A 24,307-nucleotide genomic window follows, 5' to 3' on the forward strand; every position below is an offset into this window, starting at 1 on the left:
ACATATGCTCATCGGGGGTCGGGGCGTGAGGGGGGACCACCATGGATCTCGCTGAGATCTTCCGGGTGATGCGCAGGCGCTGGTACGTGCTGCTGCCCGGACTGCTGCTGACCGCCGCGCTGGCGGCCGGCGTGGCGCTGGTCGTTCCGGTCACCTACCAGTCGCAGAGCACGGTGGCCCTTCTGAACTCCCAGAAGGCCACCGTGGCCTACGACGGCAATCCGTTCCTCAGCACCCAGACCTCGCTCACCGGCATGGCCGACAGCCTGGCCCGCAACCTCAACTCCGACGGCTCGCTGCGGGAACTCAAGTCCCGTGGCGCCAAGGGCACGTTCGAGGCCAAGCTCGCCGACAACGCGCAGGGGCCGCTGATGTGGCTCACCGTCACCGGCACCGACAAGGCCGCCGTGCTGTCCTCGGACCGCATCCTGACGGCGTACGCCAAGGAGCGGCTGGACCAGTTCCAGAAGCAGCAGTCGGTCTCCCCGAAGGCCATGATCCGCATGACCACGATCGTGCCCCCGCAGAACCCGGTGGCGCAGACGAAGACCCGGCTGGAGTACCTGGTCATGGCCGGGGGCCTGGGCCTGGTGCTGAGTCTGGCCGCCGCCTTCTACGTGGAGGCGCGCCGCCGGCCGCGGCCGCAGGCGCGCGCGGCGGAACCCGAGCGTCCGGCGGCCGTCTCCGGACCGGCCGCCGTCTCCGGTCCGCCCGCCGCCGAGCCCGCGGCCGGGGAATCGGCCGCGGAACGGACCATCGCACTCAGGACGCCGCCCAGCTGGTCGCGGTCCGCCGAGAACAGGCCCGCCGCGGAGCCGGGGGCCGGACGGCCCGCCATGGCCGTGGCGCCCGCCGCCGAGCCGCTCGACGAGGAGTCGACTCATGGACAGCGTTCGCACACCGGACAGCGAGACCGCTGAGCCGAGCGACACCCCCGCTTCCCCCTCCCTCGGGCACAAGGTCCGTTCCGCGGCCCGGTGGAGCCTGATCAACACCGTGGTGATGCGCCTCGGCAACTTCGCCACCGGCATCCTGCTGGCGCGTTTCGCCCTCGGGCCCGCCGAATGGGGCGTCTACGGCATCGCCCAGACCGTGCTCCTGGTGCTGCTCTCCGCGAACGAGCTGGGCGTCGGCCTGGCCATCGTCCGCTGGGACGGCGACCCGCGCCGTTTCGCGCCGACCGTGCTGACGCTGGGCACCGCCTCCAGCGTCCTGCTGTACGCCGCCATCTTCGTCTCGGCACCGACGGTGGCCGGGCTGCTGGACTCGCCCGGGGCCTCCGACGTGCTGCGGGTGATGTGCCTGTGCCTGGTGCTGGACGGGGTGGCCCAGGTCCCCGCCGGCTACCTGACGCGTGAGTTCGCACAGGGCAGGCGGATGGTGATCGACGCGCTCAACTTCGTCCTCAGCACCGCCGTGACGCTGGTGCTGGCCTTCGCCGGCTGGGGCGCGATGAGCTTCGCCTGGGGAGCGGTGGCCGGCAACGTCGCCGCGCTCCTCGGCTGCGCGCTCGCCGCCCCCGGCATGCTGCGGTTCGGCTGGGACCCCCGGCAGGCCCGCGCCCTGCTGAGGTTCGGCCTCCCGCTGGCCGGGGCGAGCCTGCTCGCGCTCGCCGTCGTCAACGTGGACACGATGGTCGTCGGGTCGTCCCTCGGCTCGGTCGCCCTCGGTTTCTACGTCCTGGCGTTCAACATGTCGGGCTGGCCGGTGCGCATCATCTCCGAGGCGGCCCGCCGCGTCTCCTTCGCCGGCTTCTCCCGCCTGGCGGCCACCCCGGAGGCCCTCGCACAAGGCTTCAGCCGTGCCCTCGGCGTGCTGGTCACCGGCACCGTCCCGCTCTGCGTGCTGCTCGGCGGACTGGCCGAGCCGGTCGTCCGTCTCGTCTACGGGAGCACATGGGTGCCCGCCTCCTCGGCGCTGCCCTGGCTGATGGCGCTGGGCCTGGTCCGGATCGGCTGCGAACTCGCCTACGACTGCCTCGTCGCCGCCGGCCAGCGGCGCTCCCTCATCCTCGTCCAGGGCCTGTGGGTCGTCGCCCTCGTCCCCGTCCTCGTCGCCGGCGCCCGCCTCGGCGGCATCGTCGGGGTCTCCCAGGGACACGTCATCGTCGCGGCCGTTCTCGTCGTCCCCGTATTTCTGTACGCCCTCGGCCGGGCCGGGATCGGCCCCGCCCACGTCGTCAGGGCCTGTACCTGGCCCTTCCTCGGGGGAGTCGTGATGACCGTGGTGACCCTCACCGCGAAGCGGCTCCTCGGCGACGGCATCGTCGCCCTCTTCGCCATCGGCGCCACCGCGCTGGCCTGTTATGTGGTGTGCGTCCTGCCCAGCCGCCGCTTCCTGCTCGGCGCCCGAACCCCGGAGGCCGCGTGACCAGGCTCCGTCAACTGCTCGCCGCACTCGCCCTGTTACTCTGCGCCGCGTGCGCCTCGGGCGCCGACGCCGCACCGTCCGTCCACGGCACCTCCCGCGGCACCGCCCACCCGCCTCCCCCGGCGCCGGCAGACCCCTCGTCACCGGAAGCCCGTTCGGCGGCCCCGGCCGGCTCGTCGTCCGGGAGCCCCGCGCCCCGCGGGGCGTCCCCGCGGCCCGCGGCACCGGCGGCGCAAGCCGAAGCGGGCTTCCCCGACGCCCGCTCCACCGGGCCCCGCATCCCGCTGGAGCCGCACTCCACCGGGAACATGAGCGTCAGGACCGACGGCACCGTCATCCGGGGGTGGGACATCACCGGCTCACTCGACATCTACGCGGACGACGTCACCATCATCGACTCGAGGATCACCTCCACCAACTGGTGGGGGGTGAACCTGCGTCCGGGGCACAGCGGGCTGCGGATCCTGCACAGCACCATCACCGCCGTCCCCGGCAAGGGCCCCGACAACGGGGGCGTGGACTACGCCGTCTCCAACATGGGCGTGAGCGCCGTCGAGGTCGGCTGGTGCGACGTCTCCGTCTTCGGCAACGCCCTCTCCATGGGACAGGGCGACCTCCACGACAACTACGTCCACGACCTGGTGCCCTTCCGCAACGCCGGCGGCGAGTGGCAGCACACCGACGCGGTGATCAGCGGCGGCAGCAACAAGGGCAGCCTCGTCGTCCGGCACAACACGCTGCTCAACTCCGTCCCCGTGGACCAGGGGGCCTCGGCCGCCGTCGGGCTCTTCGCCGACACCGGACCCGTCTCCAACACCGTCATCGACGGCAATCTGCTGGCCGGCGGCGCCTACGCCCTGTACGGGGGCGGCGAGGGCGCCACCGGCATCCAGGTCACGAACAACGTCTTCTCCACCCGGTACCACCGCAACTCCGGCCACTACGGCGCCGTCACCGCCTGGAACGCCGGCGGGGCCGGCAACGTCTGGCGCGGCAACCGGTTCACCCACGGGCACTCGGTCGCCCCCGAGCCGGCCGGCTGAGGAAGAGAACCATGAGACGCATCGCCCGCGCCCCCTGGGAACTGCTCAAGGGCGCCTTCGGCTGGCTCGTGCTGTTCGAGCTCCGCAACAAGGTCCTCCTCGCCCCGTCCGCGGTGCGACTGCGCCGTGTCGAGAGCGCCGAGACCCGTCGCCTCGCGGCCGCCACCGCTCCCCCGCCGGCCGCCCTCGTCGCGACGGTGATCGCCACGCACCGCCGCCCCGGGGAACTGCGGGCGGCCGTCCGCTCGGCGCTGGACCAGACCGTCCGCGACCAGGTCGTCATCGTCGTCGACGACGGCGCGGGCCTCCCCGGACTCCCCGACGATCCGCGGCTGTTCGCCGTGTCGCTGGCCCGGAACACCGGGGTCGCCGGGGTGGTGCGCAACGTGGGCATCCGCCTGACCCGGTCGCGGTACGTGGCCTTCCTCGACGACGACAACCTGTGGGAGCCGGACCATCTGGAGCGGGCGCTGGCGGTGCTGGAGGCCCCCGGCGGGCCCGACGGCGTCTACACGGCGCTGCGCCGGGTCCTGCCGGACGGGACCGAACGGGACGTCCTGTCCGTGCCGTTCGACCGCCGCCGGTCCGCCCGCGAGTCCTTCCTGGACACCAACGCCTTCGTCGGGCGGCGCGACAGGACCCTTCGCTTCAGCCGGCTGCGCCGGACCCCGGAGGTGCTGCCCCGTGAGGACTGGGAGCTGGTCCACCGCTACAGCCGCCGCCACACCGTGCGCCACGTGCCGCACGCCACCGTGCGGTACCTGGTGAACCCCGGCAGTTTCTACACCACTTGGTCCGGCTGAGCGGGAGGCCGGCCGCGCCTCACGGCCCGGGCGTGACCCGCAGCGCGCCCGGCCTGAGCAACGCGGCCGCCGCGGCCCGGCTGGCCCGCCTGCCGAGGGCCGCGCGGGACGCCTCGCGCAGGAACACGGCGGCCCGGAAGCACACCGTCGCGCCGGGCCCGTGGCGCCGCCCGTACAGGCGCACGCGGTTGAGTGTGAGCAGGGTCCACAGCCGGGGCGAGACCCGGGACTCGCCGCCCAGGTGAACGGCTTCGGCCGTCGGCTCCAGCTGGGTGGCGTAGCCGCGGTCCCGCGCGCGCAGGCAGTACTCGGTCTCCTCCGAGTAGAGGAAGAAGGACTCGTCCCACGGCCCGCAGGCGGCCAGGCAGTCGACCGAGAGGGCCATGAGCGCGCCGGTCGCCCAGTCCGCGCGCGTGGGCCGCGCGTAGGCGGCGGGGTCGGTGACCAGCTCGCTCAGGCCCGGGAAACGCCCGGCCCGGCGGTTGCCGATGAGGGCCTCGCCGAGGGCCCGGGGCACGCTCGACTCGCGGCGCAGCGAGTGCAGGGGCGCCGCCCGGCCCTCCTCGTACAGCAGGGGGACGGCGATGCCCACCTGGGCCCCGAGGGTGTCCACGAGGCGCTTGGCGCAGCCCTGCCGCATCCGGATGTCCGGGTTGCAGACGAGTACGGCCGCGTATCCGTCCTCCCACTCGCCGGCCGCCTTCAGGGCCGCGTTGACCCCGGCGGCGTACCCGGCGTTGCGGCCGGTCTGGACGACCGTGGCGTCCGGGGCGAGCGACCGGAGCACCTCGACGGTGTCGTCGGCTGAGTCGTTGTCGGCGACGACGAGCCGCCAGTCGAGGCCGGCCATGCCCTCGGGCAGCGCGGCGAGGAACCCGGGCAGCACCGACGCGCTGTTCCAGGTGACGGCGATGACGGCGACGGGGCTCATCGGGCCTCCACGAGTCGGGGGAGCTGGGGTTCGGTGGTCCTTGCGGGGGCCGGCTCGGCGGCGCCGGCCGCCTCGCCCCGGACGAAGCCGAGGAGGCTGCCACCCGCCCCCAGCAGCAGGAAGAACAGGCCGGCGAACATCGGGAAGCTGAGCGAGTCGAAGGTGGCGCTCACGACGAGCGCGACCAGCGACGAGGCGAAGAACGCCTGCCCCAGTTCACGGTCGGCCTCGGTACGGGCCAGCCGCCGGACGGCACCGCCCTGGTGGATGCCGGCGACGAACAGGACGAGCATGGCGAGGAGTCCGAGCGCGCCCATCTCGGCCAGGGTCAGCATGTACTGGTTGTCGGTGAAGAAGTACCGGTCCGGGGTGAAGGTGCCGAAGCCCCGCCCGAACAGCGGATGTTCCTCCAGATAGGGCACGATCGCGCTGTACTTGACCGTACGGGCCTGGGTGCTGCTGTCGGAGTTGGACAGGAACGACGCGAACAGGCCGGTGATCGTGCCGATCAGCCCGGGGACGAGCACCTTGAAGACGGCCACGGAGGCCGTCATCACGCCGATCGCGGCCCAGCGCCGGGCCGGCTGCCAGCGGGGCACCATCACCAGGGCGACCAGCAGCAGGCCGATGATCGAGGTCCGCGACACCGTCAGGGGCAGCGCGCCGGCGATCAGCAGCACCGGACCCCAGCGGCGGGTCCGGTGGAGGTGGCGGCGTACCGGGTCGAAGGCCTGCTGGATGGCGAACGGCAGCAGGATCGCGAGCATGCCGCCGAACTCGAGCGGCTGGGCCGTGGTGGCCCGGGGCCGGGTGAAGGCACCGCGGTCCATGACGCTCACCTGGGCGACGCTGGTCTGCAGGCCGGGGATGTGGATGGAGTCGGCGATGTTGGTTCCCGAGAAGAAGTCGTAGAAGCCGATCGCGGCGACGACCGCGCCCAGGACCACCACCCGGCGCATCAGCACGTCGAGCCGGCCGCGCTCCTGTATGCCCGCCGAGGTCAGGACGACCAGCGACACCCACACCAGGAACCCGATGAGGCCGCGGTCGGCGCCCAGGACCTCCGCGTGCGAGCTCTCACGTGCCGCGTCCGAGATGTAGGCCGCCAGGACGGCCAGCCCGAGCACGCACATCGCGACGCGCGCCAGCCTGGTTCCCCGCGCGGGCAGGACGCGGCCGCCGAGCCAGGTCGCGAGGTACCACAACAGGCCCAGCAGGGCGAAGACGTTGGCGGGGGTGCCGACCCCGCCGAGCGCGGGCAGGGCCAGGTTCGACGGGATGAAGAGGGCCAGTACCAGGTAGACGGTGAGGATCGCCGTGGCGTCGACCCGCCGGCCGAGCAGTCCTCTCCGGACCCGAACGGGGGCGCGGGCGTCCCGGGACCGGGGCGCGGCGCTCCTCGCGGCGTGCCGCCGGCGGCGGACCACCGCGACGCCCTCCATCAGGATCGACAGCAGGAAGGCGCTGACGACTCCGAGGATGACGACGGCCGCGATGTCCTGGTAGCGGTTCTTCGACTTCGCCACCGGGGTCTGCGGCAGGACGACGGGCGCCGTCTGCACGAAGTACGCGGGCGGGACCTTGGCCGCGGCCTGCAGGGCCTTGAGCTGCTCGCCGGCGAACTCGGTGAGGGTGTTGGTCTCCTTCAGCACCTTGGCCCGGTCGGTCCCGGTCACGCTGAGCGTGAGCAGCGGGCTGTCGGCCGTCGGCGCGAAGCCGGCCGTGTACGGGTCCGTGACGCCCCGGCCGCGCAGCTCCTTGGCGGCGTCGTTCGACTCCAGGGTCCTGATCAGCACGTCGGCCGTGACGATCAGCGAACCGCCCGCGTTCGAGATGGGGTTGCCGAAGGTGGGAGGCAGCCGGGAGACCGCCGAGGAGTCCAGCAGGGTGACCGAGCTCTGCGACTGGTAGGAGACGGGGACGGTCACGTAGAGGTATCCGCCGCAGACCAGGCTGAGCAGGGTGAGGGGCACGACGAAGTACCAGCGTCTGCGCAGAATGGCCCAGATCTCACCAAGACTCATGAACCATCCCCCCGTTCGGTGGCATCCCGCCGCGCGTCCTGCCAGTATCGGGGCTGACGGAAGGATCTCGTATGTCGCCCGGGAACGTCGCCGACGCACTGCTCCGCCGCTGGTACGTGGTGCTGGCCGCACTGCTGCTGACGGCCGCCGCGGCGTACCAGGTGGTGCGTCCCGCGCCGCAGTACACCGGGTCCGCGGTCGTCGTCCTGAAGCCGCCGGTGACCCGGAACCAGCCCAACCAGCTCACCAATCTGCAGCCGCCGCTCGCCCTGGTCTCCTACGGGGTCGTGCAGCAGCTCGAATCCCCGGCCGGGGAAAGGGAGTTGAGGGCGGCGGGAGTCCAGGGGACCTACCATCTCGTCCCCCGCAACAGCGGGACCAGCGCCACGCCCCGCTATCTGATCCCCTCCCTGCAGATCCAGTCGCAGGCCGCCGGGCCGGATGCCGCCGTGACGGCGGTGCGCCGCATCGTCGACGTCTACACCAAGCACGTCGACGCGATGCAGTCGGCCCAGCGGGTGCCGGCCGGTTCGCGGATCACCGCCTCCGTGCTGACCTCGCCGAGCGCCGCCGAGGTGCGGGGCGACCGGAGCCGGGGGCTGGCCGGTACGGGCCTGCTGGGCCTGGCGGGCGGCGTTGTCGGCGCGTTGTGGCTCGACCGGTACCTGATGAGCCGTCGCGAGGCCGCGCCCGGCCGGCACGCCGGCCCGGTCCCCGCGGCCGGCTGAGACGAACTGTTCTCCCATCAGATACCGCGGCGCTTCCACGACTCCCACCACAGCCACTCCCGGCCGCGTTCGGCCACGGCCGACCACACCAGCGGCTGGAGATACGGCATCGCCTTCGGCCCGATCCGCCGTCTGAGCCGCAGCGCGCGGTATTCGGGCAGCGCCGCGTATCCCGGCAGGCACTCCTCCGCGAAGGCCACGCACTCGTCGACCGGAACGGCCCCGGTGCGTCCCCGGTCGTAGGCACGGTAGGCCCGGCGCAGCGCGAAGCGGGCCAGCCGGGTGTGGACCTCCTCGGCGAGGCGGTCGGCGTGCGGCAGCCGGTCGGCGCACTTGGCGAGCACCGAGTCGAAGGCCACGAGGCGCTGGCGCAGGTCGTCGAGCTGACCGCCGAAGTCGGTCGTGGACATGTTCTTGCCGTGGACACGGTAGAAGGCCTGGTCGGCCCCGCGTATGTAGCCGACGTCGGCGTGCGCGGCGAGCCGCATCCACATCTCGATGTCGCCGGCGTGCGGCAGCGCCGGGTCGTAGCCGCCGACCTCGCGCTGGAGGCTGGTGCGGACGACGACCTCCGGCGAGGTGATGCAGCCGGTGCCCTCGCGGAAGCGCCGCTCCAGCCACCACTGCCCGGGATAGACGACGGAGCCGGTGCCGCGGGTGCGGGCCGGCGGCAGCGGGCCGCCGTGCTGGAAGCGCAGGGGGCGTCCGTAGGCGAACCCCGCCTCGGGGTGCGCGTCCAGCAGCGCGGCGGCCCGGACCAGGGCGCCGGGCACCAGCCGGTCGTCGGCGGAGAGCAGGGCGACGTAGGTGCCGTCGGCCCAGTCCAGCAGGCCCTCGTTGTAGGTGGCGATGTGGCCCTTGTTGGTCTCGTGGACGCGGACCTCGATCCGCGGGTCGGAGGCGGCCAGCTTGTGCGCGATCTCCGCCGAGTCGTCGGGCGAGGCGTCGTCGATGATGAGGACCCGGACGTCGACGCCGTCCTGCTCGTCCAGGACGCTGCTCACGCAGTCGGCCAGGAAGTGGCCGTACTTGTGGCAAGGGATCACAACACTGACGCTGCTCATCGGTGGGAATGCCAATCCCCGGTGGCGGCCCCCGGGTTCGCGGGGGCCGCCACCGGTGCGCTGTGACGGGTCAGTTCTTCTTCTTGTGGACGGTCCTGGCGGTCAGGGTCCAGGTACGGGACTTCACCGCGTGGCGGTGCCTGTCCCGGGCCGTGACCGTGACCTTGAACCGGGTGCCGTCCGGCAGCGGGGCGGACAGGTGCACGGACACCTTGTGACCCGCCCGGTCGTAGGAGGTGACGGCCGTGACGTGGAGCTTCCTGGCCGCCGCCGCCCGGGGGCCGGACAGGACGGTCACGGTCGCCTTGACGGACGACACCGCGGTCTTCGCCGGCAGGGTGGTGACGAGCGGGCTGCCCGCGTCGGCGGTGTGCGTCAGCGTGGCCGCGTTGTCCTCGGAGGCGCCGGGCGCCGCCAGGGACGCGCCCGGGTTGTCGGCGGTGAAGACCGGGCCCACCCAGTAGTTCGCGGATCCGTAGGAACCGTTGGGGAAGGCCGGGTCGGCGCCGTACCGGTAGAGCCCGTTGTGGTGCGCGGTGGTGTCGGCGGTGCCGGTGAGCGGATAGGACTGGTGGGCCGCGGCGAAGTAGCCGCCGTCGACCGCGTAGTGGCCGTTCGGCGCGTGGTAGGAGACGACGTACGGGGTGTCGGCGCCGATGGCCACCGGGGTGGTGAAGGTCATCCGCTGCCAGCCCGTGGCCGTCTCGCCGGTGAAGGTGCCGGTGGCGAGCAGCGTGCCGGTGTCGGACCAGAGGCTGCCGGTGTGGGTGCCGGTGTTGCCGGTTCCCTTGTAGAAGGTGACACCGGTGACCCAGCCGCTCGTGGAGGACGTGAAGCGGGTGCCCAGCTCGACCGAGTTGGTGTCGCCGGTCATGTCCGTGGTGGCGGGTACGGCGGAGGGACCCCACAGGGTGCAGGGGCAGGTGACCGCCGGCGGGGTGGTACTGGTGGTGAAGGTCCAGGTCACCGGGTCCGCCATGGCGTTGCCCCAGAGGTCGGAGGCCTGGACGGAGGCGGTGTACGTGGTGTGCAGCGCCAGTTCCGTCGACGGGGTGAAGGTCGCCTTGTTGGACGCGGGGAGCGTCCAGGTCCCCGGCACGGTGTCGCCGGCCGGGTCCTTCACGGTGAAGGTCAGGCTGTCGGAGTCGACGGCCGAGCTGAAGACGGCCGACACCGGGGCCGTGATGGACACGCCGGCCGCCCCGGACGTCGGGGAGGTCGAGGTGACGGTGGGCGCGGTGGTGCTGGCCGTCGAGGTGTCCAGCACCACGTCGACCCAGTAGTTGCTGCCCGAGGACTGCGAGGACGGGAAGGCGCTGGTGGAGCCGTAGTGGTAGACGCCGTTGCCGCCGTCGGTACCGGACTTCAGGGCCGTGAGCGGGGCGAGGCCCGCGTCACCGCCGGAGAAGTAGCCGCCGTCGTAGGAGTATCCGCCGTTCGGGGCGAAGTACGAGGCGACGTACGTGGTGTTGGCCTTGACGCTCACCGGGGTGGAGAAGTTCAGCTGCTGCCAGCCGGAGGCCGTCTCGCCGGTGAAGGTGCCGGTGGCCAGGCGGGTGCCGGAGGCGCTCCACAGGCTTCCGGTGTGGGTGCCGGTGTTGACGGGCGACTTGTAGAAGCGGACACCGGTGATCGAACCGGCGACCGTGGTACGGATCTTGACGCCGAGCTCCACCGAGCTGCCGTCACCGCCGTTGACGGTGCCGGGCACGGCCGAGGCGGGCCAGACGGTGCAGGGGCAGGCCTGCGGGCCGACGGTGAGCGGGAGGGTGCCGACGGCGCCGATGTTGACGCTGTCGTCCACCGCGCGGACCTTGACGGACACGGCGCCGGGGGTGGTCGGGGTCCAGGTGTACTTCCAGGACGCGAGGCCGGTGGCGGCCTTCCAGGTCTGGCCGCCGTCCGTGGACACCTCCACCCGGGCCACCACGCCGCCGCCGGAGTCGGTGGCGGTGCCGGTGACGGTGACCGGCTTCAGCGCCGGGACCGTGACTCCGGAGGCCGGGGCCGTCACGGTGACGGCCGGGCCGGTGGTGTCGGTCGTGGCCGTCGCGGCGACCAGGTTGCTCTGCCGGGTCTGCGGCTGGACACCCATGTCGGCGAAGACGTTCAGGGTCGCCTGCTGCATGCGGGCGTCCTCGGTGACCACGGTGTCGTCGGGGTTGTACGTCGGGATGTTCGTCAGTCCCCACGACCACTGCACGGTGCCCGCCCCGAACACCAGGGCGCCGGAGTCCTGGTCGCGGAACTCGACGAGGTTGTGGGTCGCCGTGCCGTTGCCGTAGACGTTGCCCCAGTCCGTGCGGAGCTTGCCGTCGTTGATGTCCACCGTCGTGGACGACACGTCGATCGCCCCGGCGGGCCGGGTGCTGTTGTCGATGTCGCTGTCCCACTCGTAGCCGAGGGTGCCCGTCGGGAACGTGGCGGTCTGGCTCGACGTCAGCCCGGCGACGGACGTGTTGCGCCAGATCCGGTTCTTCCCGTACGAGCCGGGGACGGTGATGGCGTCGCTGCGGTAGCCGTTCACGGTGAACATGGAGCCGGTGAGGATGTTCGGCGGCTGGTAGTCCTGCCCGTACTGGGTGCTGGCGGGGTCCATCCAGGTGCCGGTCCAGGTGCCGCTCGGGTCGGCGATGCCGTTGTTCTGCGCCATCTTGGTCATCTTGTAGCAGACCAGGGTGCGGTTGGCCGTGTTGGCGCCGTCGATGCTCGGGGTGAGCCGGGTCTTCCAGAAGACCTCGTTGCCGCTGAAGTAGCCCTGCCGGACGCCGGCCTTCCGGGCCGCGAGCACGTTGGAGTACTGGCTCTGCGTCCAGTACTCGTCGTGGCCGGAGGACAGGTACACCTTGTGCTTCTTCAGCAGGGTGGCGCCGTTGGCCGACACGTCGACGCCGGACAGATAGCTGACGTCGTAGCCGTTGCGTTCCAGCCAGGACAGCATCATGTACTCGGAGCCGTAGATGCCGTTGTCGCCGCCGATGTCCAGCGGGCGGTTGTAGCTGACCTCGTAGGCGCGGCCGTCCGGAGCGGGCCCGGTGCCGCCGTAGAGGTCCTGGCCGCCGTAGTCGTTGTAGGCCTGCCAGGTCTGGTCGCTGGTCTGCACGACGACGTCGGAGGTGCTGGAGTCGCTGCGGACCACGAACGGGTACGGCATCAGGCCGTCGCCGTCCGCCTGGGTCAGGTTCGCGATGTACAGGCCGGAGACGGCGTCACCGGGCACCGTCCAGTTGGCGGTGACCGGCCAGTTGCCGCAGTCGACCAGGCCGGTGCTGCTCTTCTTGGTGCAGCCGGCGGGATTGGTCAGGTAGTTGGCCGGGTAGGTGACGGCGGCCTGGGCCGCGGTGGACATCTCGCGCGCGCCGTCGCCGCCGTACCAGCCCAGGCGGTAGATCTCGATGTGGTACGGGACCTTCGACTGCACCTTGAACTGCACGGTGTCACCGGCCTGGACGCTCTCCTTGGTGGAGAAGCCCTTGATGTCACCGTAGGCGTTGGGCGAGAACCAGTCGGACTTCGGGCTGCCCGGCTTGGAGTTCTCGCAGACGACGGGGTTCGAACCCGTTCCGCACGGATCGGAGGCTGCCAGGGCGATCCCCGCCTGCGGGAGCACCGCCCAGATCAACGCTGCTACGACGGCGAGGCGGCCGCCCCGGATCCGTCTGCTCCATTTTTTCATGTGTACCTCTCACGGTGCTGTGCAGGACCGACCCGTGCGGTCGGGGTGGAGCTGTGAAGCCGTGACCGGTCAGCCGCGCAGGGCGTGGGCGAGTGCGTCCACGACGCGCTGCTGCTGGTCGGGGGTGATGTGCGGGTGGAGCGGGAGCGACAGGATCCGCTCCGCCGTCCGCTCGGCGTTCGGGAAGTCGCCCCGGGAGTGGCCGAGGTGGCGGTACGCCGGGGTCAGGTGGACCGGCGCCGGATAGTGCACCCCGGCACCGATGCCCTCCGCGTTGAGCTTGCCGACGATGTCGTCGCGGTCGGCCCCGTCGACCTGGACGACGTAGAGGTGCCACACGTGGACGTTGCCCTGCGCCGTCACCGGGAGCACGACCCGGCCGGACGCGGCGAGGCCGGCGAGCAGCTCGTCGTAGCGGGCCGCGGCCGCCCGGCGGGCCTCGTTGCCGGCCGCGAGGCGCTTCAGCTTCGCCCGCAGGACGACGGCCTGCAGCCCGTCCAGCCGGCTGTTGAAACCGGGCACGTCGTGGCGGTACTTGGCGACGCCGCCGTGGTTCGCGATGGCCCGTACCAGGCCGGCCCGCTCCTCGTCGTCGGTGAGCACCGCGCCCGCGTCACCGTAGGCGCCCAGGTTCTTGCCCGGGTAGAAGCTCGTCGCCGCGATGCCGCCGCTGCCCGGCGACCGGCCGTCGCGGGTGGCGCCCTGGCACTGTGCCGCGTCCTCGACCACCCGGACGTTTCCGGGCAGCCCGCCGCTCAGGGCCGTCACGTCGGCCATCTGACCGTAGAGGTGGACCGGGACGACCGCGCGGGTGGCGGGGCCGACCGCGTCCAGCGCGGCCCCCGGGTCGAGCAGGTAGGTGTCGGGCAGGCAGTCGGCGAGGACCGGCCGCGCCCCGGTGCGGGCCACCGCGCCCGCGGTGGCGATGAAGGTGTTGGCGGGCACCACGACCTCGTCGCCGGGTCCCACCCCACTGGCGCGCAGGGCGAGTTCGACGGCGTCGGTGCCGTTGGCGACACCGGCGCAGTGCGCGACGCCGCCGAAGTCCGCGTACTCGCGCTCGAACAGGCGGACCTCCTCGCCGCCGATGAACGCGGTGCCCGCCAGGACACGTTCGAAGCCGGCCCGTACCTCGTCGGCGACCTCCTCGTGGGCCGCCTTGAGGTCCACGAGCGGAATCTGGTTCATGTGACTGGTCCCCCCAGTGCGTGCGTCGCGAAGTCGTCTTTGCGCGAGGCGAGTTGGTCGAGTGCGGGCGTGTCCGCCGCGCGCAGCCGCCGGGCCGGGCTCCCCACCCAGACCTCGCCCGGCGGCACATCGCCGAGCACGGCGCTCCCCATCCCGATCAGCGACCAGGCGCCGACCGTCGTGCCTTCCCTGATCAGGGCGCCGGAGCCCAGATAGGCGCCCCGCTCCACCCGTGCGCCCCCGCCGATGCGGACGCCGGACGCGATGGTCGCGAAGTCCCCGACGACGTCGTCGTGGGTGAGGACGGCCTGCGGCATCACCGCGACGTGCGCGCCCACCCGCACGGCGGCGGTCAGCGCGCAGTGCGCGAGCAGGACCGACCCGGGGCCCACCTCGGACGACCTCGACACCGAGGCGGTCGGGTGGACCACGGTGGCGTAGCGGTCCGCGGGCAGACCGAGCCTGCCGACGAGCCGGGCGCGGGACGCGTAGTCCCGCGGGTTGCCCACGCAGACGACCACGCGGGCCCGGTCCAGGTCGTGGACCAGGTCGCAGCCGCCGAGGACGGGGACGCCGTCCACCTCGGTTCCGTGCAGGGCGGCGTCGTCGTCGAGGTGGCCGAGCAGCTCGGTGCCGCCCGCGTCCCGTACGGCCTGCGCGGTCTCCCGGGCGAAGCCGCCGGCGCCGACGATCAGCAGCCCGGTCATCTTCGGGCCTGTTCGCGCAGCGCCGTCACGACGCGGTCCTGCTGGGCCTCGGTCATCGTGTGGAACAGCGGCAGGATCAGCGAGTCGCGGCTGATCCGCTCGGTGACCGGGAGCGGCGCGCGGGGGTGGCCGGCGTAGGCGGGTTCGAGGTGCGCCGCCATGATCCCGCGCCGGGCGGAGACTCCGGCATCGGCGAGCGCGGCCAGCAGGTCGTCCCGGCCGACGGGGAAGCCCTCGTCCAGGAGCACCCAGTAGGACTGGAAGTTGCTCTGCCCGTGCCCGGGGTCGCGGACCGGGGTGAGTCCTGGCACGTCCCGCAGCGACCGGTCGTAGCGGGCGGCCAGTTCGCGGCGACGGACGATCATCGCGTCGAGTTTGCCGAGCTGGACCAGGCCGACCGCGGCCTGGATGTCCGTCATCCGGTAGTTGTAGCCGACCTCGAGGTAGCTCTCCAGGACCGGCTTGCTGCTCGCATGGCGCTGGGCCGCCGAGGCGTTCATCCCGTGCTCGCGCAGCCGGCGCAGGCGCTCGGCCCACGCGGCGTCGTCGGTGGTGACCATGCCGCCCTCGCCGGTGGTGACGACCTTGCGGGGGTGGAAGGACCAGGCGGCGATCAGCGCTCCGTGCCCCACGGGCTTGCCGCCGACGGTCGAGCCGATGGCGCAGGCCGCGTCCTCCACCAGCGGCAGGTCCCAGTCGGCGCAGGCGGCCCGCAGGGCGTGCACATCGGCCGGTACGCCGCCCTGGTGGACGGCGAGGACGGCTCTGGTGCGGGGGGTGCGGACGGCGTCGACGGTGGCCGTGGTCAGGTTGCCGGTGGCGGGCTCGACGTCGGCGAACACGGGCTCGGCGCCGACGTAGCGCACCGCGTTGGCGGTGGCGATGAACGACAGCGAGGGCACCACGACCTCGTCGCCCGGCCCGAGGCCGAGCGCGACCAGGGACAGGTGCAGGGCGGTGGTGCACGAGCTGACCGCGACGGCGTGCTCGGCGCCCACCCGCTCCGCGAAGGCCCGCTCGAAGGCGGCGACCCGGGGGCCCTGGGCGACCCATCCGGAGAGCACCGCCTCGGAGGCGGCCCGGGCCTCCTCCTCGCCGAGCCAGGGGATCATCACCGGGACACGGTCGGCGCTCACCGGGCGGCCTCCCCCGCGGCGCGCTCCGCGCGCCACCAGTCGACCAGGTCCCTGAGCCCGGTGCGCAGGTCGATCCGCGCGGTGAAGCCGAGCCGCTCGGCGGCGCGCGTGGTGTCCGCGAGCCGCCGGACCACCCCGTTGACCGCGCGGGCGGGGCCGTGCTCGGGCTCCAGGCCCTCGGCGCCCATCGCGTCGAGCAGGCCCTGGGCGAGCTCCTTCAGCGAAGTCTCCGTGCCGCTCGCGACGTTGAAGACCTCGTCGGTAAGATCCGACTCGGCGGCGAGCACGTTGGCCCTGGCGATGTCCCTGACGTCGACGAAGTCCATGGTCTGGCTGCCGTCGCCGAGGATCAGCGGCGGCTCGCCCGACTCGATGCGCTCCATCCAGCGGATGAGCACCTCGGTGTAGAGGCCGTGGATGTCCATCCGGGGGCCGTAGACGTTGAAGTACCGCAGTGCCACGTAGTCCAGGCCGTACATGGCGTGGAAGCTGCGCAGCATGCCCTCGTTGAAGGCCTTGGCCGCGCCGTAGAACGTGTCGTTGTTGTAGGCGTGGTGGCGTTCGGTCGTCGGGAACTCCTCGGCCATGCCGTAGACGGAGGCCGAGGAGGAGGCGACCACCTTGCCGACCCCGGCCTCGACCGCCGCCTCCAGGACGTTGAAGGTGCCGTCGACCATGACCTCGTTGGCGAGCCTGGGCTCCTCCGCGCACTGCGTGATGCGGATCGCGGCGAGGTGGAACACCAGGTCCGCGCCGTCGGTGGCCTTCCGCACGGCGGCGGCGTCACGGATGTCGCCCTCGACGACCTCGACGACGCCGCTGCGCAGGGCGCCGGCCAGATTGGCCATCCGTCCGCGGACGAAGTTGTCCAGCACGACGATCTCGCGGGCACCGCCCTCGGCCAGGAGGTCGACGAGATTGGACCCGATGGTCCCCGCCCCTCCGGTGACCAGGATCTTCTTGCCCCGTACGCTGCTCAACTGAAGTGCCCTCTCCATCGGTGGAACTGTCAATGCCCGGCGCGCAGGCCGACGACCGCGCCCCGGAACTCCAGGCTCCGCGAGGCCGCTTCGAGAATGTCCAGCACGCGCAGGCCCGCCCGGCCGTCGGTCAGCGGTGCCCGCCCGCCGCCGATCGCGTCGGCGAACTCGTCGACCATGCTGCGCAGCGCTTCCTTCTCGCCGATCGCGGGGGCGACCATGTCCCCGGAGCGGTAGGAGACGAGCATCTCCCTGCGCTCGTCCGCGCCGATCTCCTGCGGCGCGGCCAGGTCCACCCCGCGGTCGTAGACCGCGACGCGCTGCACCGGGTTGAGGTCGTCCCAGATCAGGGTGCGCTTGGAGCCGCCCACCATGGTGGTGCGCACCTTGGTCGGGGAGAGCCAGTTGACGTGCACGTGGGCGATGGCCCCCGTGTTGAGCTGGAGCGTCAGGTAGGCCACGCAGGCCTGTCCCGTGCCGATCGGGTCGGCCCCGTGGGCGGCGACGGCGACCGGCTCGACGTCGTCGGGGAGGATGAAGTCCAGGATCGACAGGTCGTGGGGGGCCAGGTCCCACAGGACGTCGATGTCCTTCTGGACGAGGCCGAGGTTGATCCGCACCGAGTCGACGAAGTGGATCTCGCCGAGTTCGCCGGAGCGGACCATGTCGCGGATGCGGCTCACGGCGGGTGTGTAGCAGTAGGTGTGGTCGCACATCAGGGTGAGGCCGCGCTCCTCCGCCTCGGCGACCAGGCGCATCCCGTCGGCGTAGGTGGCCGCGAGCGGCTTCTCCACCAGGACGTGCTTGCCGGCGCGCAGGGCGGCCAGGGCGATGTCGAGGTGGGTCCCGGCGGGGGTGGCCACGGCGACCGCGGCGACGGCGGGATCGGCCAGGACGGCCGCGTAGTCTGCGGTGGCCTGGACCGTCGAGTAGCCGCCGAGGACCCGCTGCGCCCGGTCCACGTCGAGGTCGCAGAGCCAGCGCAGCCGGAACCGCTCGCTGGCCTGGAAGTTGCGTACCAGGTTGGGGCCCCAGTAGCCGGCTCCGACGACCGCGACCCCCAGCGGATCCGTGGTCTGCGTCACTGTGTTCCTCTTCCTTCGGTCCATCAGTAGGCCCCCGCTCCGCGCACCACGGCGGACCCGGTGCGCAGCAGGATGGTCAGGTCGAGGCCCATCGACCAGTTGTCCACGTATCCGAGGTCGAGCCGGACCGCCTCGTCCCAGGGCAGGTCGGAACGGCCGCTCACCTGCCACAGTCCGGTGAGGCCGGGCTTCACGAGCAGCCGGCGTTTGACGTCCGGCGTGTACTCCTCGACCTCCTCGGGCAGCGAGGGGCGGGGGCCGACCAGCGACATGTGGCCGCGCACCACGTTGAGGAGCTGCGGGATCTCGTCGATCGAGCTGCGGCGCAGCAGCGAGCCGACCCGGGTGATCCGCGGGTCCTCCTTCACCTTGAACAGCAGACCGTCGCTGTTCTGGTTGAGGTGCTCCAGTTCCGCACGCAGGGCCTCGGAGTCCTGCCGCATGGTGCGGAACTTCAGCATGGTGAAGTGGTTTCCGTAGCGGCCCACCCGGCGCTGCCGGAACAGCGCGGGACCAGTGCTGTCCAGCCGGACGACCAGGGCGATCACCAGCATGGGCACCAGGAGCACCGCCAGCAGCGCCGCGGCGAGCGCCCGGTCCAGCAGGTCCTTGGGCAGCCGGGAGGCACGGGAGAGGTTCGGTGCCTGTATCCGCATCAGCGGGACCCCGTTGGTGGGCCGTACCACCAGCCGGGAGGCGGACACGTCGGTCAGCACGGGTGCCAGCAGGAAGTCGACGTCCTGCACGGCGGCCGTCCAGGACATCCGGCGCAGGACGGAGGCGTCGAACTCGGGCGCGGGGAGCGCCACGACGGTGCCGATGCCCATGGCGCGGACGACGTCGTTCATGTCGCCGATCCCGCCGAGGACGGGGAGCCCCAGCTCACGGATCGCGACGGCGTTCTCCGGGTCGCTCAGGCACACGCCGGCGACCTGCAACTCATTGGCGCCGCCCGGCCTGCGCAGCACGGCGACCAGTTCGACGATCCCGCGCGACGGCCCGACCAGGAGCGTCGTGGTGCGGTCCCGGCCGCGCGCCCAGCGCCGGTACAGCCGGCGGCGGAGCGCGTACCGGACCGCCAGGGCGATCGCGGCGGCCGGTACCGCGGCCGCGATCATGTCGTGCAGCAGCCCCAGGTCGCGTGCGAACAGCCAGTACGCGCAAGCGGCCAGCGCCGGCAGGGCGACGGCCCCGCGCAGCACCCGCAGGTACTCCTCGGTTCCCAGGCCCAGGGCGCCCCGGTCGTAGGAGCGATGCGCCAGCATCGCCACGATCCACATCGGCGGCAGCACCAGGGCCACCGTCCAGCGGCCGTAGGCCCCGTGGATCACTAAGGCCGCGGCTACGGCCGCCAGGCCGTCCGCGACCAACAGGACCGAACGGTACTTCCGTTCCCAAGGTCTTCGGCGCGCTTCTGGACTCCTGTGATCCAGAACCACCTGCTCATGCGTGACCTCAATGGTCATGCCCCCCCCACCACATGCGGGCTACCCCTGACCGAGCGATGCGGACATACGGTCGCAAGTCCGCGGCCAGGGCCGGAACGGCGCCGGTGCGTCTCCTCAACACATCGACGCCGGAAAACCAGGGAGCGGTCAGCGGTTCCCCAACCGCCTCGCGAACCCTGCATGTTGGCTGTTGCCTGTGCCGTATCCGGCTTACGAATCCGCTACTTGACTGAGCGTCAGGTGTGGATGTCCCTCCCAAACCGGCCCGGCGGACCTCAATCTAGACCACGGGACGCAGTCGCGGGAACAGTTGGACGAAACACTCGGCGCAATGACGACACCGACGGCATACTGCCCGGGTGACGAGCATCGTGATCCCGGCGCACAACGAGGCGCGCGTCCTCGGCCGGCTCCTCGATTCGCTGCTGGCGGACCCCTCCGGGGACGAGACCGAGATCGTGGTCGTGTGCAACGGCTGCACGGACGACACCGCGCGGATCGCCGCCCAACGCGGGCCGCGCGTAACGGTGGTGGAGATCCCGGTCCCCTCCAAGCACGCGGCCCTGCGGGCGGGGGACGACCACGCGCGCGGTTTCCCGCGGATCTACGTGGACGCCGACGTCGTGATCACGGGCGCCGACGTGCGGGCGCTGACCGGGCCCCTCGCCGACGAGGCCTCGGGCATCCTCGCCACCGCGCCCGAACGTCAGCTCCCGCTGGCCGCATGCGCCTGGCCGGTGCGGGCCTACTACCGCGTGTGGCAGCGGCTCCCGGCCGTGCGTGAGGGGCTGTTCGGCCGGGGCGTCATCGCGGTCTCCAAGGCCGGGTACGCCCGGATCGCGGCGCTGCCGCCGCTGATGGCGGACGACCTGGCCGCGTCCCTGGCGTTCGCCCCCGAGGAGAGGCTCGTGGTCGGTGCGGCCCGGGTCGTGGTCCACCCGCCGCGCACCTGGCCGGATCTGGTCAGACGGCGGATCCGGGCCGCGGTGTCCACCGCCCAGGTCGAGAAGCACCGGGACCCGCGGGAGGCGTCGGCGCGCACCGGCAGGGCGGATCTGCTGGCCGTGGTCCGCGCGGAGCCGGGGCTCCTGGCGGGTGCCGTGGTCTTCGTCGCCACGGCGGTCGTCGCCCGGTGGCGCGCCCGGAAGGCCATCGAGGCGGAGGACTTCGGCACCTGGCTGCGGGACGAGAGCAGCCGGCAGAACTGATCGCACCGCACCTGGAGTCCCCGATCATGTACCTCACCGACCGCTCCACACCCGCCCGGGCGGACACCGCGCGGGGTCGCGGCCCCCGGCGCGGGGTCGCCCCGGTCGTGCTCGTGCTCGGCACGGTCAGCCTGATCACCGACGTCTCCTCGGAGATGGTCACCGCGGTCCTGCCGCTCTACCTGGTCAGCCGACTCGGCTTCAGCCCGCTGGGGTTCGGCGCCCTGGACGGCGTCTACAACGGCGTCAGCGCCCTGGTCCAGCTCACCGGCGGCCACCTCGCCGACCGCGTGCGCAACCACAAGCTGCTGGCCGGACTCGGCTACGGCCTGTCCGCGCTCTGCAAACCACTGCTGCTGCTCGCCGGCAGCATCGGCACGCTCGGCACCGTCCTCGCCCTGGAGCGCACCGGCAAGGGCCTGCGCACCGCCCCGCGCGACGCGATGATCTCCCTGTCCACGCCGGCCGCGAACCAGGGCCGGGCCTTCGGCGTGCACCGGGCGATGGACACCACCGGCGCGATGCTCGGCCCGCTCGCGGCCTTCCTCATCCTGCGCGCGGCGGCGGACGGCTACGACGCCGTGTTCGGGGTGAGCGCCTGCGTCGCCGTGCTCGGCGTGCTCGTGCTGGTGCTGTTCGTACCCGGCAGGCGGCGGGAGGCGGGCACCGACGCACCGGAAGGCCCGGACGGCAGGCCGCCGGTCCGGGTGCGCGAGGCTCTCGCGCTGCTGCGTCTGCCACGGCTGCGGGCGCTGGCCGGCTGCGCCGCGCTCCTCGGCCTGACCACCGTCAGCGACGCCTTCGTCTACCTGCTCCTGCAGCGCCGCGCGGGCATCGGCGAGCAGTGGTTCACGCTGCTGCCGCTGGGCACCGCCGCGGTGTTCCTGCTGCTCGCCGTGCCCGCCGGCGCGCTGGCCGACCGGATCGGGCGGCGCACCGTGTTCCTCGCCGGGCACGTGGGCCTGCTCGTGGCCTACGCCCTGCTGCTGTGGGCCCCGGCCACACCGGTCCTGGCCCCCGCCGTGCTCGCCCTGCACGGCACGTTCTACGCGGCCACCGACGGCGTGCTCCCGGCCGCCCTCGCCGGCATCGTGCCCGAGGAGCTGCGCGCCAGTGGCCTCGCCATCGTCGGCACCAGCCAGGCGCTGGCCCGGTTCTGCTGTTCGCTGGCCTTCGGCGCGGCCTGGACGGTGTGGGGCGACGGCCCGGCACTGGCCGGCTCGGCGGTCGGCCTGCTGGTGTGCGCGGCCGTCGCGGCCGTGGTGCTGCGGCCGGCCGGCGGGACCCGACGACCCCCTCAGCCCCAAGGATCCGGATGACGACGCTCCACCGCCGCCTGCTCGTACTCGCCGTGGCGGTCCTGCTGCTCGCCGGCCTGGGCACCGGTGTGGTCCTGCACGCCGCCTCCCGCGCCGACCGCGCCGACCGGCCGGGGGCGGGCGGCCCCGCCGTGGGCGAGGGCAGGCTGACGCTCGACGGGAAGCACCGCCTGGCGTTCGTGAACGCGGCGGCCGGGCCGCACCGCGCCTCGGTCGCGTCGGTGCCGTCGGCCGACCCCGGCGGCCGGCGGATCGCCTCGGACCTGAAGTGCGCGCGCTTCTACGCGGCGGCCGGCACCGGCGTCTGCCTCCAGTCCGACCCCGGCGTCCTCAAGCAGAGCAACCGCGCCCTGCTCCTGGACGCGGACCTCCGCACCCGGCGCGAGTTCCCGCTGGCGGGCACGCCCAGCCGGGCCCGGGTGTCGCCCAGCGGCCGCTACGCCGCCTGGACCGTCTTCGTCTCCGGCGAGTCCTACTCCTCCGCCTTCTTCTCCACCCGGACCTCGATCCTGGACACCCGCACCATGCGGCTGGTCCCCAGCCTGGAGAAGTTCTCGGTCGTCAGGGACGGCAAGCCGTACCACGCCTCGGACATCAACTTCTGGGGCGTCACCTTCGCCTCCGACGACGACACCTTCTACGCCACCCTCAACACCGCCGGGAAGACCTATCTGGTGCGGGGTTCGCTCTCCCGGCGGTCGGTCACCACCCTGGCCGAGAACGTCGAGTGCCCCTCGCTCTCCCCCGACGGCACCCGGGTCGCCTTCAAGAAGCGGGTGCTGTCCGGCGCCACGCTCTGGCACGAGTACGTCCTCGATCTGCGCACCCTGCGCCGGACGCCGCTGGCGGAGCGCCACAGTGTCGACGACCAGGCCACCTGGCTCGACGACCGCACCCTCGCCTACGCCCTGCCCGCCGACGGCAGGGTGGGCGGCAGCGACCTGTGGAGCGTGCCCGCCGACGGCACGGGAACCCCCCGTCTGCTGATCGCGGGGGCCTCCTCACCGGCGCCGCTGTAGCCGGAGGCGGGCGCCGCGGGTGATCCGCCGGTGTCCCCGGGTGGCCGAGAGATGTCGTCCTCCATGGTCGGCGCACGCACACCGGCACGGAAAACTATGGTGCCCCACCACATACGCCTACGACCCACTCGTTCCTACGGTGTGGCGACACGCAAACGTCCCCCGTCACACGCAGGAAGTGGTGCCGATGTCGTCGCCCGCAAGCGCCCCACCCGCTCCTTCGAACCTTCCCCGCATCGTCGCCGCGAGCCTCATCGGCACCACCATCGAGTGGTACGACTTCTTCCTGTACGGTTCCGCCGCCGCGCTGGTGTTCAACAAGCTGTTCTTCCCGGACTCCGACCCGCTCGTCGGAACACTGCTGTCGTTCCTCACCTATGCCGTCGGGTTCGCGGCCCGCCCGCTGGGCGCCCTGGTGTTCGGGCACTACGGTGACCGGCTGGGGCGCAAGAAGCTGCTGGTGCTGAGCCTGCTGATGATGGGCGGGGCGACCTTCGCCATCGGTCTGCTGCCCACCCACGCGACCGTGGGGTCCGCCGCTCCGGTGCTGCTGACCACGCTGCGTCTGGTGCAGGGATTCGCGCTCGGCGGTGAGTGGGGCGGCGCCGTCCTGCTGGTCTCCGAGCACGGGAACGCGCGGCGGCGCGGGTTCTGGGCCGCGTGGCCGCAGACGGGTGCGCCGGCCGGGCAGCTGCTCGCGACCGGAGTGCTGTCGCTGCTCACCGCCGTGCTCTCGGACGACGCCTTCGGCACCTGGGGATGGCGGATACCGTTCCTGCTCTCCGGTGTGCTGGTGATGGTCGGTCTGTGGATCCGCCTCTCCGTGGACGAGTCCCCCGTCTTCAAGGAGGCGCTGCGGCGGGCCGAGACCCGGCGGACCGAGGAGCCGGAGAAGCTGCCGCTCGTCTCGGTGCTGCGCCACCACTGGAAGGACGTGCTCGTCGCCATGGGCGCCCGCATGGCGGAGAACATCAGCTACTACGTCATCACCGCGTTCATCCTCGTCTACGCCACCACGTCCGCCGGCGTCTCGAAGCAGACCGCGCTGAACGCCGTGCTGATCGCCTCGGCCGTGCACTTCGCCGTGATCCCCGCCTGGGGCGCGCTCTCGGACCGGATCGGGCGGCGGCCCGTGTACCTGCTGGGCGCGGCCGGCGTCGGGCTGTGGATGTTCCCGTTCTTCGCGCTCGTCGACACCGGTTCCTTCGGGTACCTGCTGCTGGCCGTGACCGTCGGGCTGGTGCTGCACGGGGCCATGTACGCGCCCCAGGCGGCCTTCTTCGCCGAGATGTTCGCGACCCGGATGCGGTACTCGGGTGCCTCCATCGGCGCCCAGTTCGCCTCCGTGGCCGCCGGTGCGCCCGCCCCGCTGATCGCCACGGCGCTGCTGGCCGACTACGGCAGCTCCACCCCGATCGCGCTGTACGTGATCGCGGCGGCCGTGCTCACCCTGATCGCCGTGGGTGTGGCCAAGGAGACCCGGCACCGGGACCTCGCCGACGTGGAGGCGGGGGACGGTGAGCCCGCCGACGCGAACCCGGCGGCCAGGGCGGGCACCGTCTGACCGGCCGCACCGCT

19 protein-coding genes are annotated in these 24,307 nt (G+C 72.6%); 9 read left to right on the forward strand and 10 right to left on the reverse strand.

Going from position 1 to position 24,307, the window contains the following annotated elements; genetic code table 11:
- Positions 1-41: 41 nt before the first annotated feature.
- Genes ACWCPN_RS23160 through ACWCPN_RS23175 form a run of 4 tightly spaced genes read left to right on the forward strand, consistent with a single transcriptional unit; the run spans position 42 to position 4,216 of the window.
- A complete protein-coding gene (locus ACWCPN_RS23160) occupies positions 42-920 on the forward strand; it encodes a Wzz/FepE/Etk N-terminal domain-containing protein (protein ID WP_451209220.1) in 879 nt (292 codons plus the stop codon).
- On the forward strand, positions 883-2,370 hold the full coding sequence (locus tag ACWCPN_RS23165; protein WP_451209223.1) for an oligosaccharide flippase family protein: 1,488 nt from the start codon (positions 883-885) through the stop codon (positions 2,368-2,370). The genes ACWCPN_RS23160 and ACWCPN_RS23165 overlap by 38 nt, the downstream gene beginning before the upstream one ends.
- The gene (locus tag ACWCPN_RS23170; protein WP_451209226.1) at positions 2,367-3,413 is read left to right on the forward strand and encodes a hypothetical protein; all 1,047 of its coding nucleotides are present in this window, start codon (positions 2,367-2,369) and stop codon (positions 3,411-3,413) included. The genes ACWCPN_RS23165 and ACWCPN_RS23170 overlap by 4 nt, the downstream gene beginning before the upstream one ends.
- A gap of 11 nt (positions 3,414-3,424) precedes the next feature.
- On the forward strand, positions 3,425-4,216 hold the full coding sequence (locus ACWCPN_RS23175; protein WP_451209228.1) for a glycosyltransferase family 2 protein: 792 nt from the start codon (positions 3,425-3,427) through the stop codon (positions 4,214-4,216).
- Positions 4,217-4,235: 19 nt separating this feature from the next.
- On the opposite strand, the gene ACWCPN_RS23180 is transcribed toward ACWCPN_RS23175, so the two are convergent.
- Both ACWCPN_RS23180 and ACWCPN_RS23185 read right to left on the reverse strand, forming a co-directional pair.
- Positions 4,236-5,147: a glycosyltransferase family 2 protein gene (locus ACWCPN_RS23180; protein ID WP_451209231.1), complete on the reverse strand. Its 912-nt coding sequence runs from the start codon at positions 5,145-5,147 to the stop codon at positions 4,236-4,238.
- The gene (locus ACWCPN_RS23185; RefSeq protein WP_451209233.1) at positions 5,144-7,171 is read right to left on the reverse strand and encodes an O-antigen ligase family protein; all 2,028 of its coding nucleotides are present in this window, start codon (positions 7,169-7,171) and stop codon (positions 5,144-5,146) included. The genes ACWCPN_RS23180 and ACWCPN_RS23185 overlap by 4 nt, the downstream gene beginning before the upstream one ends.
- A gap of 71 nt (positions 7,172-7,242) precedes the next feature.
- Between ACWCPN_RS23185 and ACWCPN_RS23190 the strand changes: the two genes are divergently transcribed.
- The gene (locus tag ACWCPN_RS23190; protein WP_451209236.1) at positions 7,243-7,899 is read left to right on the forward strand and encodes a hypothetical protein; all 657 of its coding nucleotides are present in this window, start codon (positions 7,243-7,245) and stop codon (positions 7,897-7,899) included.
- A 17-nt stretch (positions 7,900-7,916) separates the two neighbouring features.
- Here ACWCPN_RS23190 and ACWCPN_RS23195 read toward each other — a convergent pair whose 3' ends face one another.
- The 8 genes from ACWCPN_RS23195 to ACWCPN_RS23230 form a co-directional block, all read right to left on the reverse strand.
- A complete protein-coding gene (locus ACWCPN_RS23195; protein WP_451209239.1) occupies positions 7,917-8,963 on the reverse strand; it encodes a glycosyltransferase family 2 protein in 1,047 nt (348 codons plus the stop codon).
- Positions 8,964-9,033: 70 nt separating this feature from the next.
- Positions 9,034-12,639: a DUF4082 domain-containing protein gene (locus ACWCPN_RS23200; RefSeq protein ID WP_451209242.1), complete on the reverse strand. Its 3,606-nt coding sequence runs from the start codon at positions 12,637-12,639 to the stop codon at positions 9,034-9,036.
- A gap of 69 nt (positions 12,640-12,708) precedes the next feature.
- A complete protein-coding gene (locus ACWCPN_RS23205) occupies positions 12,709-13,827 on the reverse strand; it encodes a DegT/DnrJ/EryC1/StrS family aminotransferase (RefSeq protein ID WP_451209245.1) in 1,119 nt (372 codons plus the stop codon).
- Positions 13,824-14,534: an acetyltransferase gene (locus ACWCPN_RS23210; protein WP_451209248.1), complete on the reverse strand. Its 711-nt coding sequence runs from the start codon at positions 14,532-14,534 to the stop codon at positions 13,824-13,826. The genes ACWCPN_RS23205 and ACWCPN_RS23210 overlap by 4 nt, the downstream gene beginning before the upstream one ends.
- Positions 14,531-15,670 (reverse strand): DegT/DnrJ/EryC1/StrS family aminotransferase, encoded by a 1,140-nt coding sequence (locus ACWCPN_RS23215; protein WP_451209250.1) that lies wholly within the window; start codon positions 15,668-15,670, stop codon positions 14,531-14,533. The genes ACWCPN_RS23210 and ACWCPN_RS23215 overlap by 4 nt, the downstream gene beginning before the upstream one ends.
- A complete protein-coding gene (locus ACWCPN_RS23220; RefSeq protein WP_451209253.1) occupies positions 15,667-16,668 on the reverse strand; it encodes an NAD-dependent epimerase/dehydratase family protein in 1,002 nt (333 codons plus the stop codon). Before ACWCPN_RS23220 ends, ACWCPN_RS23215 begins: the two co-directional genes overlap by 4 nt.
- A gap of 11 nt (positions 16,669-16,679) precedes the next feature.
- On the reverse strand, positions 16,680-17,735 hold the full coding sequence (locus ACWCPN_RS23225) for a Gfo/Idh/MocA family protein (protein ID WP_451209255.1): 1,056 nt from the start codon (positions 17,733-17,735) through the stop codon (positions 16,680-16,682).
- Positions 17,736-17,758: 23 nt separating this feature from the next.
- Complete coding sequence (locus tag ACWCPN_RS23230) at positions 17,759-19,066, reverse strand: sugar transferase (protein ID WP_451209257.1); 1,308 nt, start codon at positions 19,064-19,066, stop codon at positions 17,759-17,761.
- A gap of 476 nt (positions 19,067-19,542) precedes the next feature.
- Here ACWCPN_RS23230 and ACWCPN_RS23235 point away from each other — a divergent pair, with 476 nt between their 5' ends.
- From ACWCPN_RS23235 to ACWCPN_RS23250, 4 genes are all read left to right on the forward strand, one after another.
- Positions 19,543-20,391, forward strand: coding sequence for a glycosyltransferase (locus tag ACWCPN_RS23235; protein ID WP_451209259.1), 849 nt, complete (start codon positions 19,543-19,545; stop codon positions 20,389-20,391).
- Between the two features lie 26 nt (positions 20,392-20,417).
- The gene (locus ACWCPN_RS23240; RefSeq protein ID WP_451209262.1) at positions 20,418-21,710 is read left to right on the forward strand and encodes an MFS transporter; all 1,293 of its coding nucleotides are present in this window, start codon (positions 20,418-20,420) and stop codon (positions 21,708-21,710) included.
- The gene (locus ACWCPN_RS23245) at positions 21,707-22,729 is read left to right on the forward strand and encodes a TolB family protein (RefSeq protein ID WP_451209265.1); all 1,023 of its coding nucleotides are present in this window, start codon (positions 21,707-21,709) and stop codon (positions 22,727-22,729) included. Before ACWCPN_RS23240 ends, ACWCPN_RS23245 begins: the two co-directional genes overlap by 4 nt.
- A 187-nt stretch (positions 22,730-22,916) precedes the next feature.
- Complete coding sequence (locus ACWCPN_RS23250; RefSeq protein WP_451209268.1) at positions 22,917-24,293, forward strand: MFS transporter; 1,377 nt, start codon at positions 22,917-22,919, stop codon at positions 24,291-24,293.
- Positions 24,294-24,307 lie beyond the last annotated feature (14 nt).

The sequence above is a fragment of the Streptomyces sp. NPDC002386 genome (assembly GCF_053593175.1).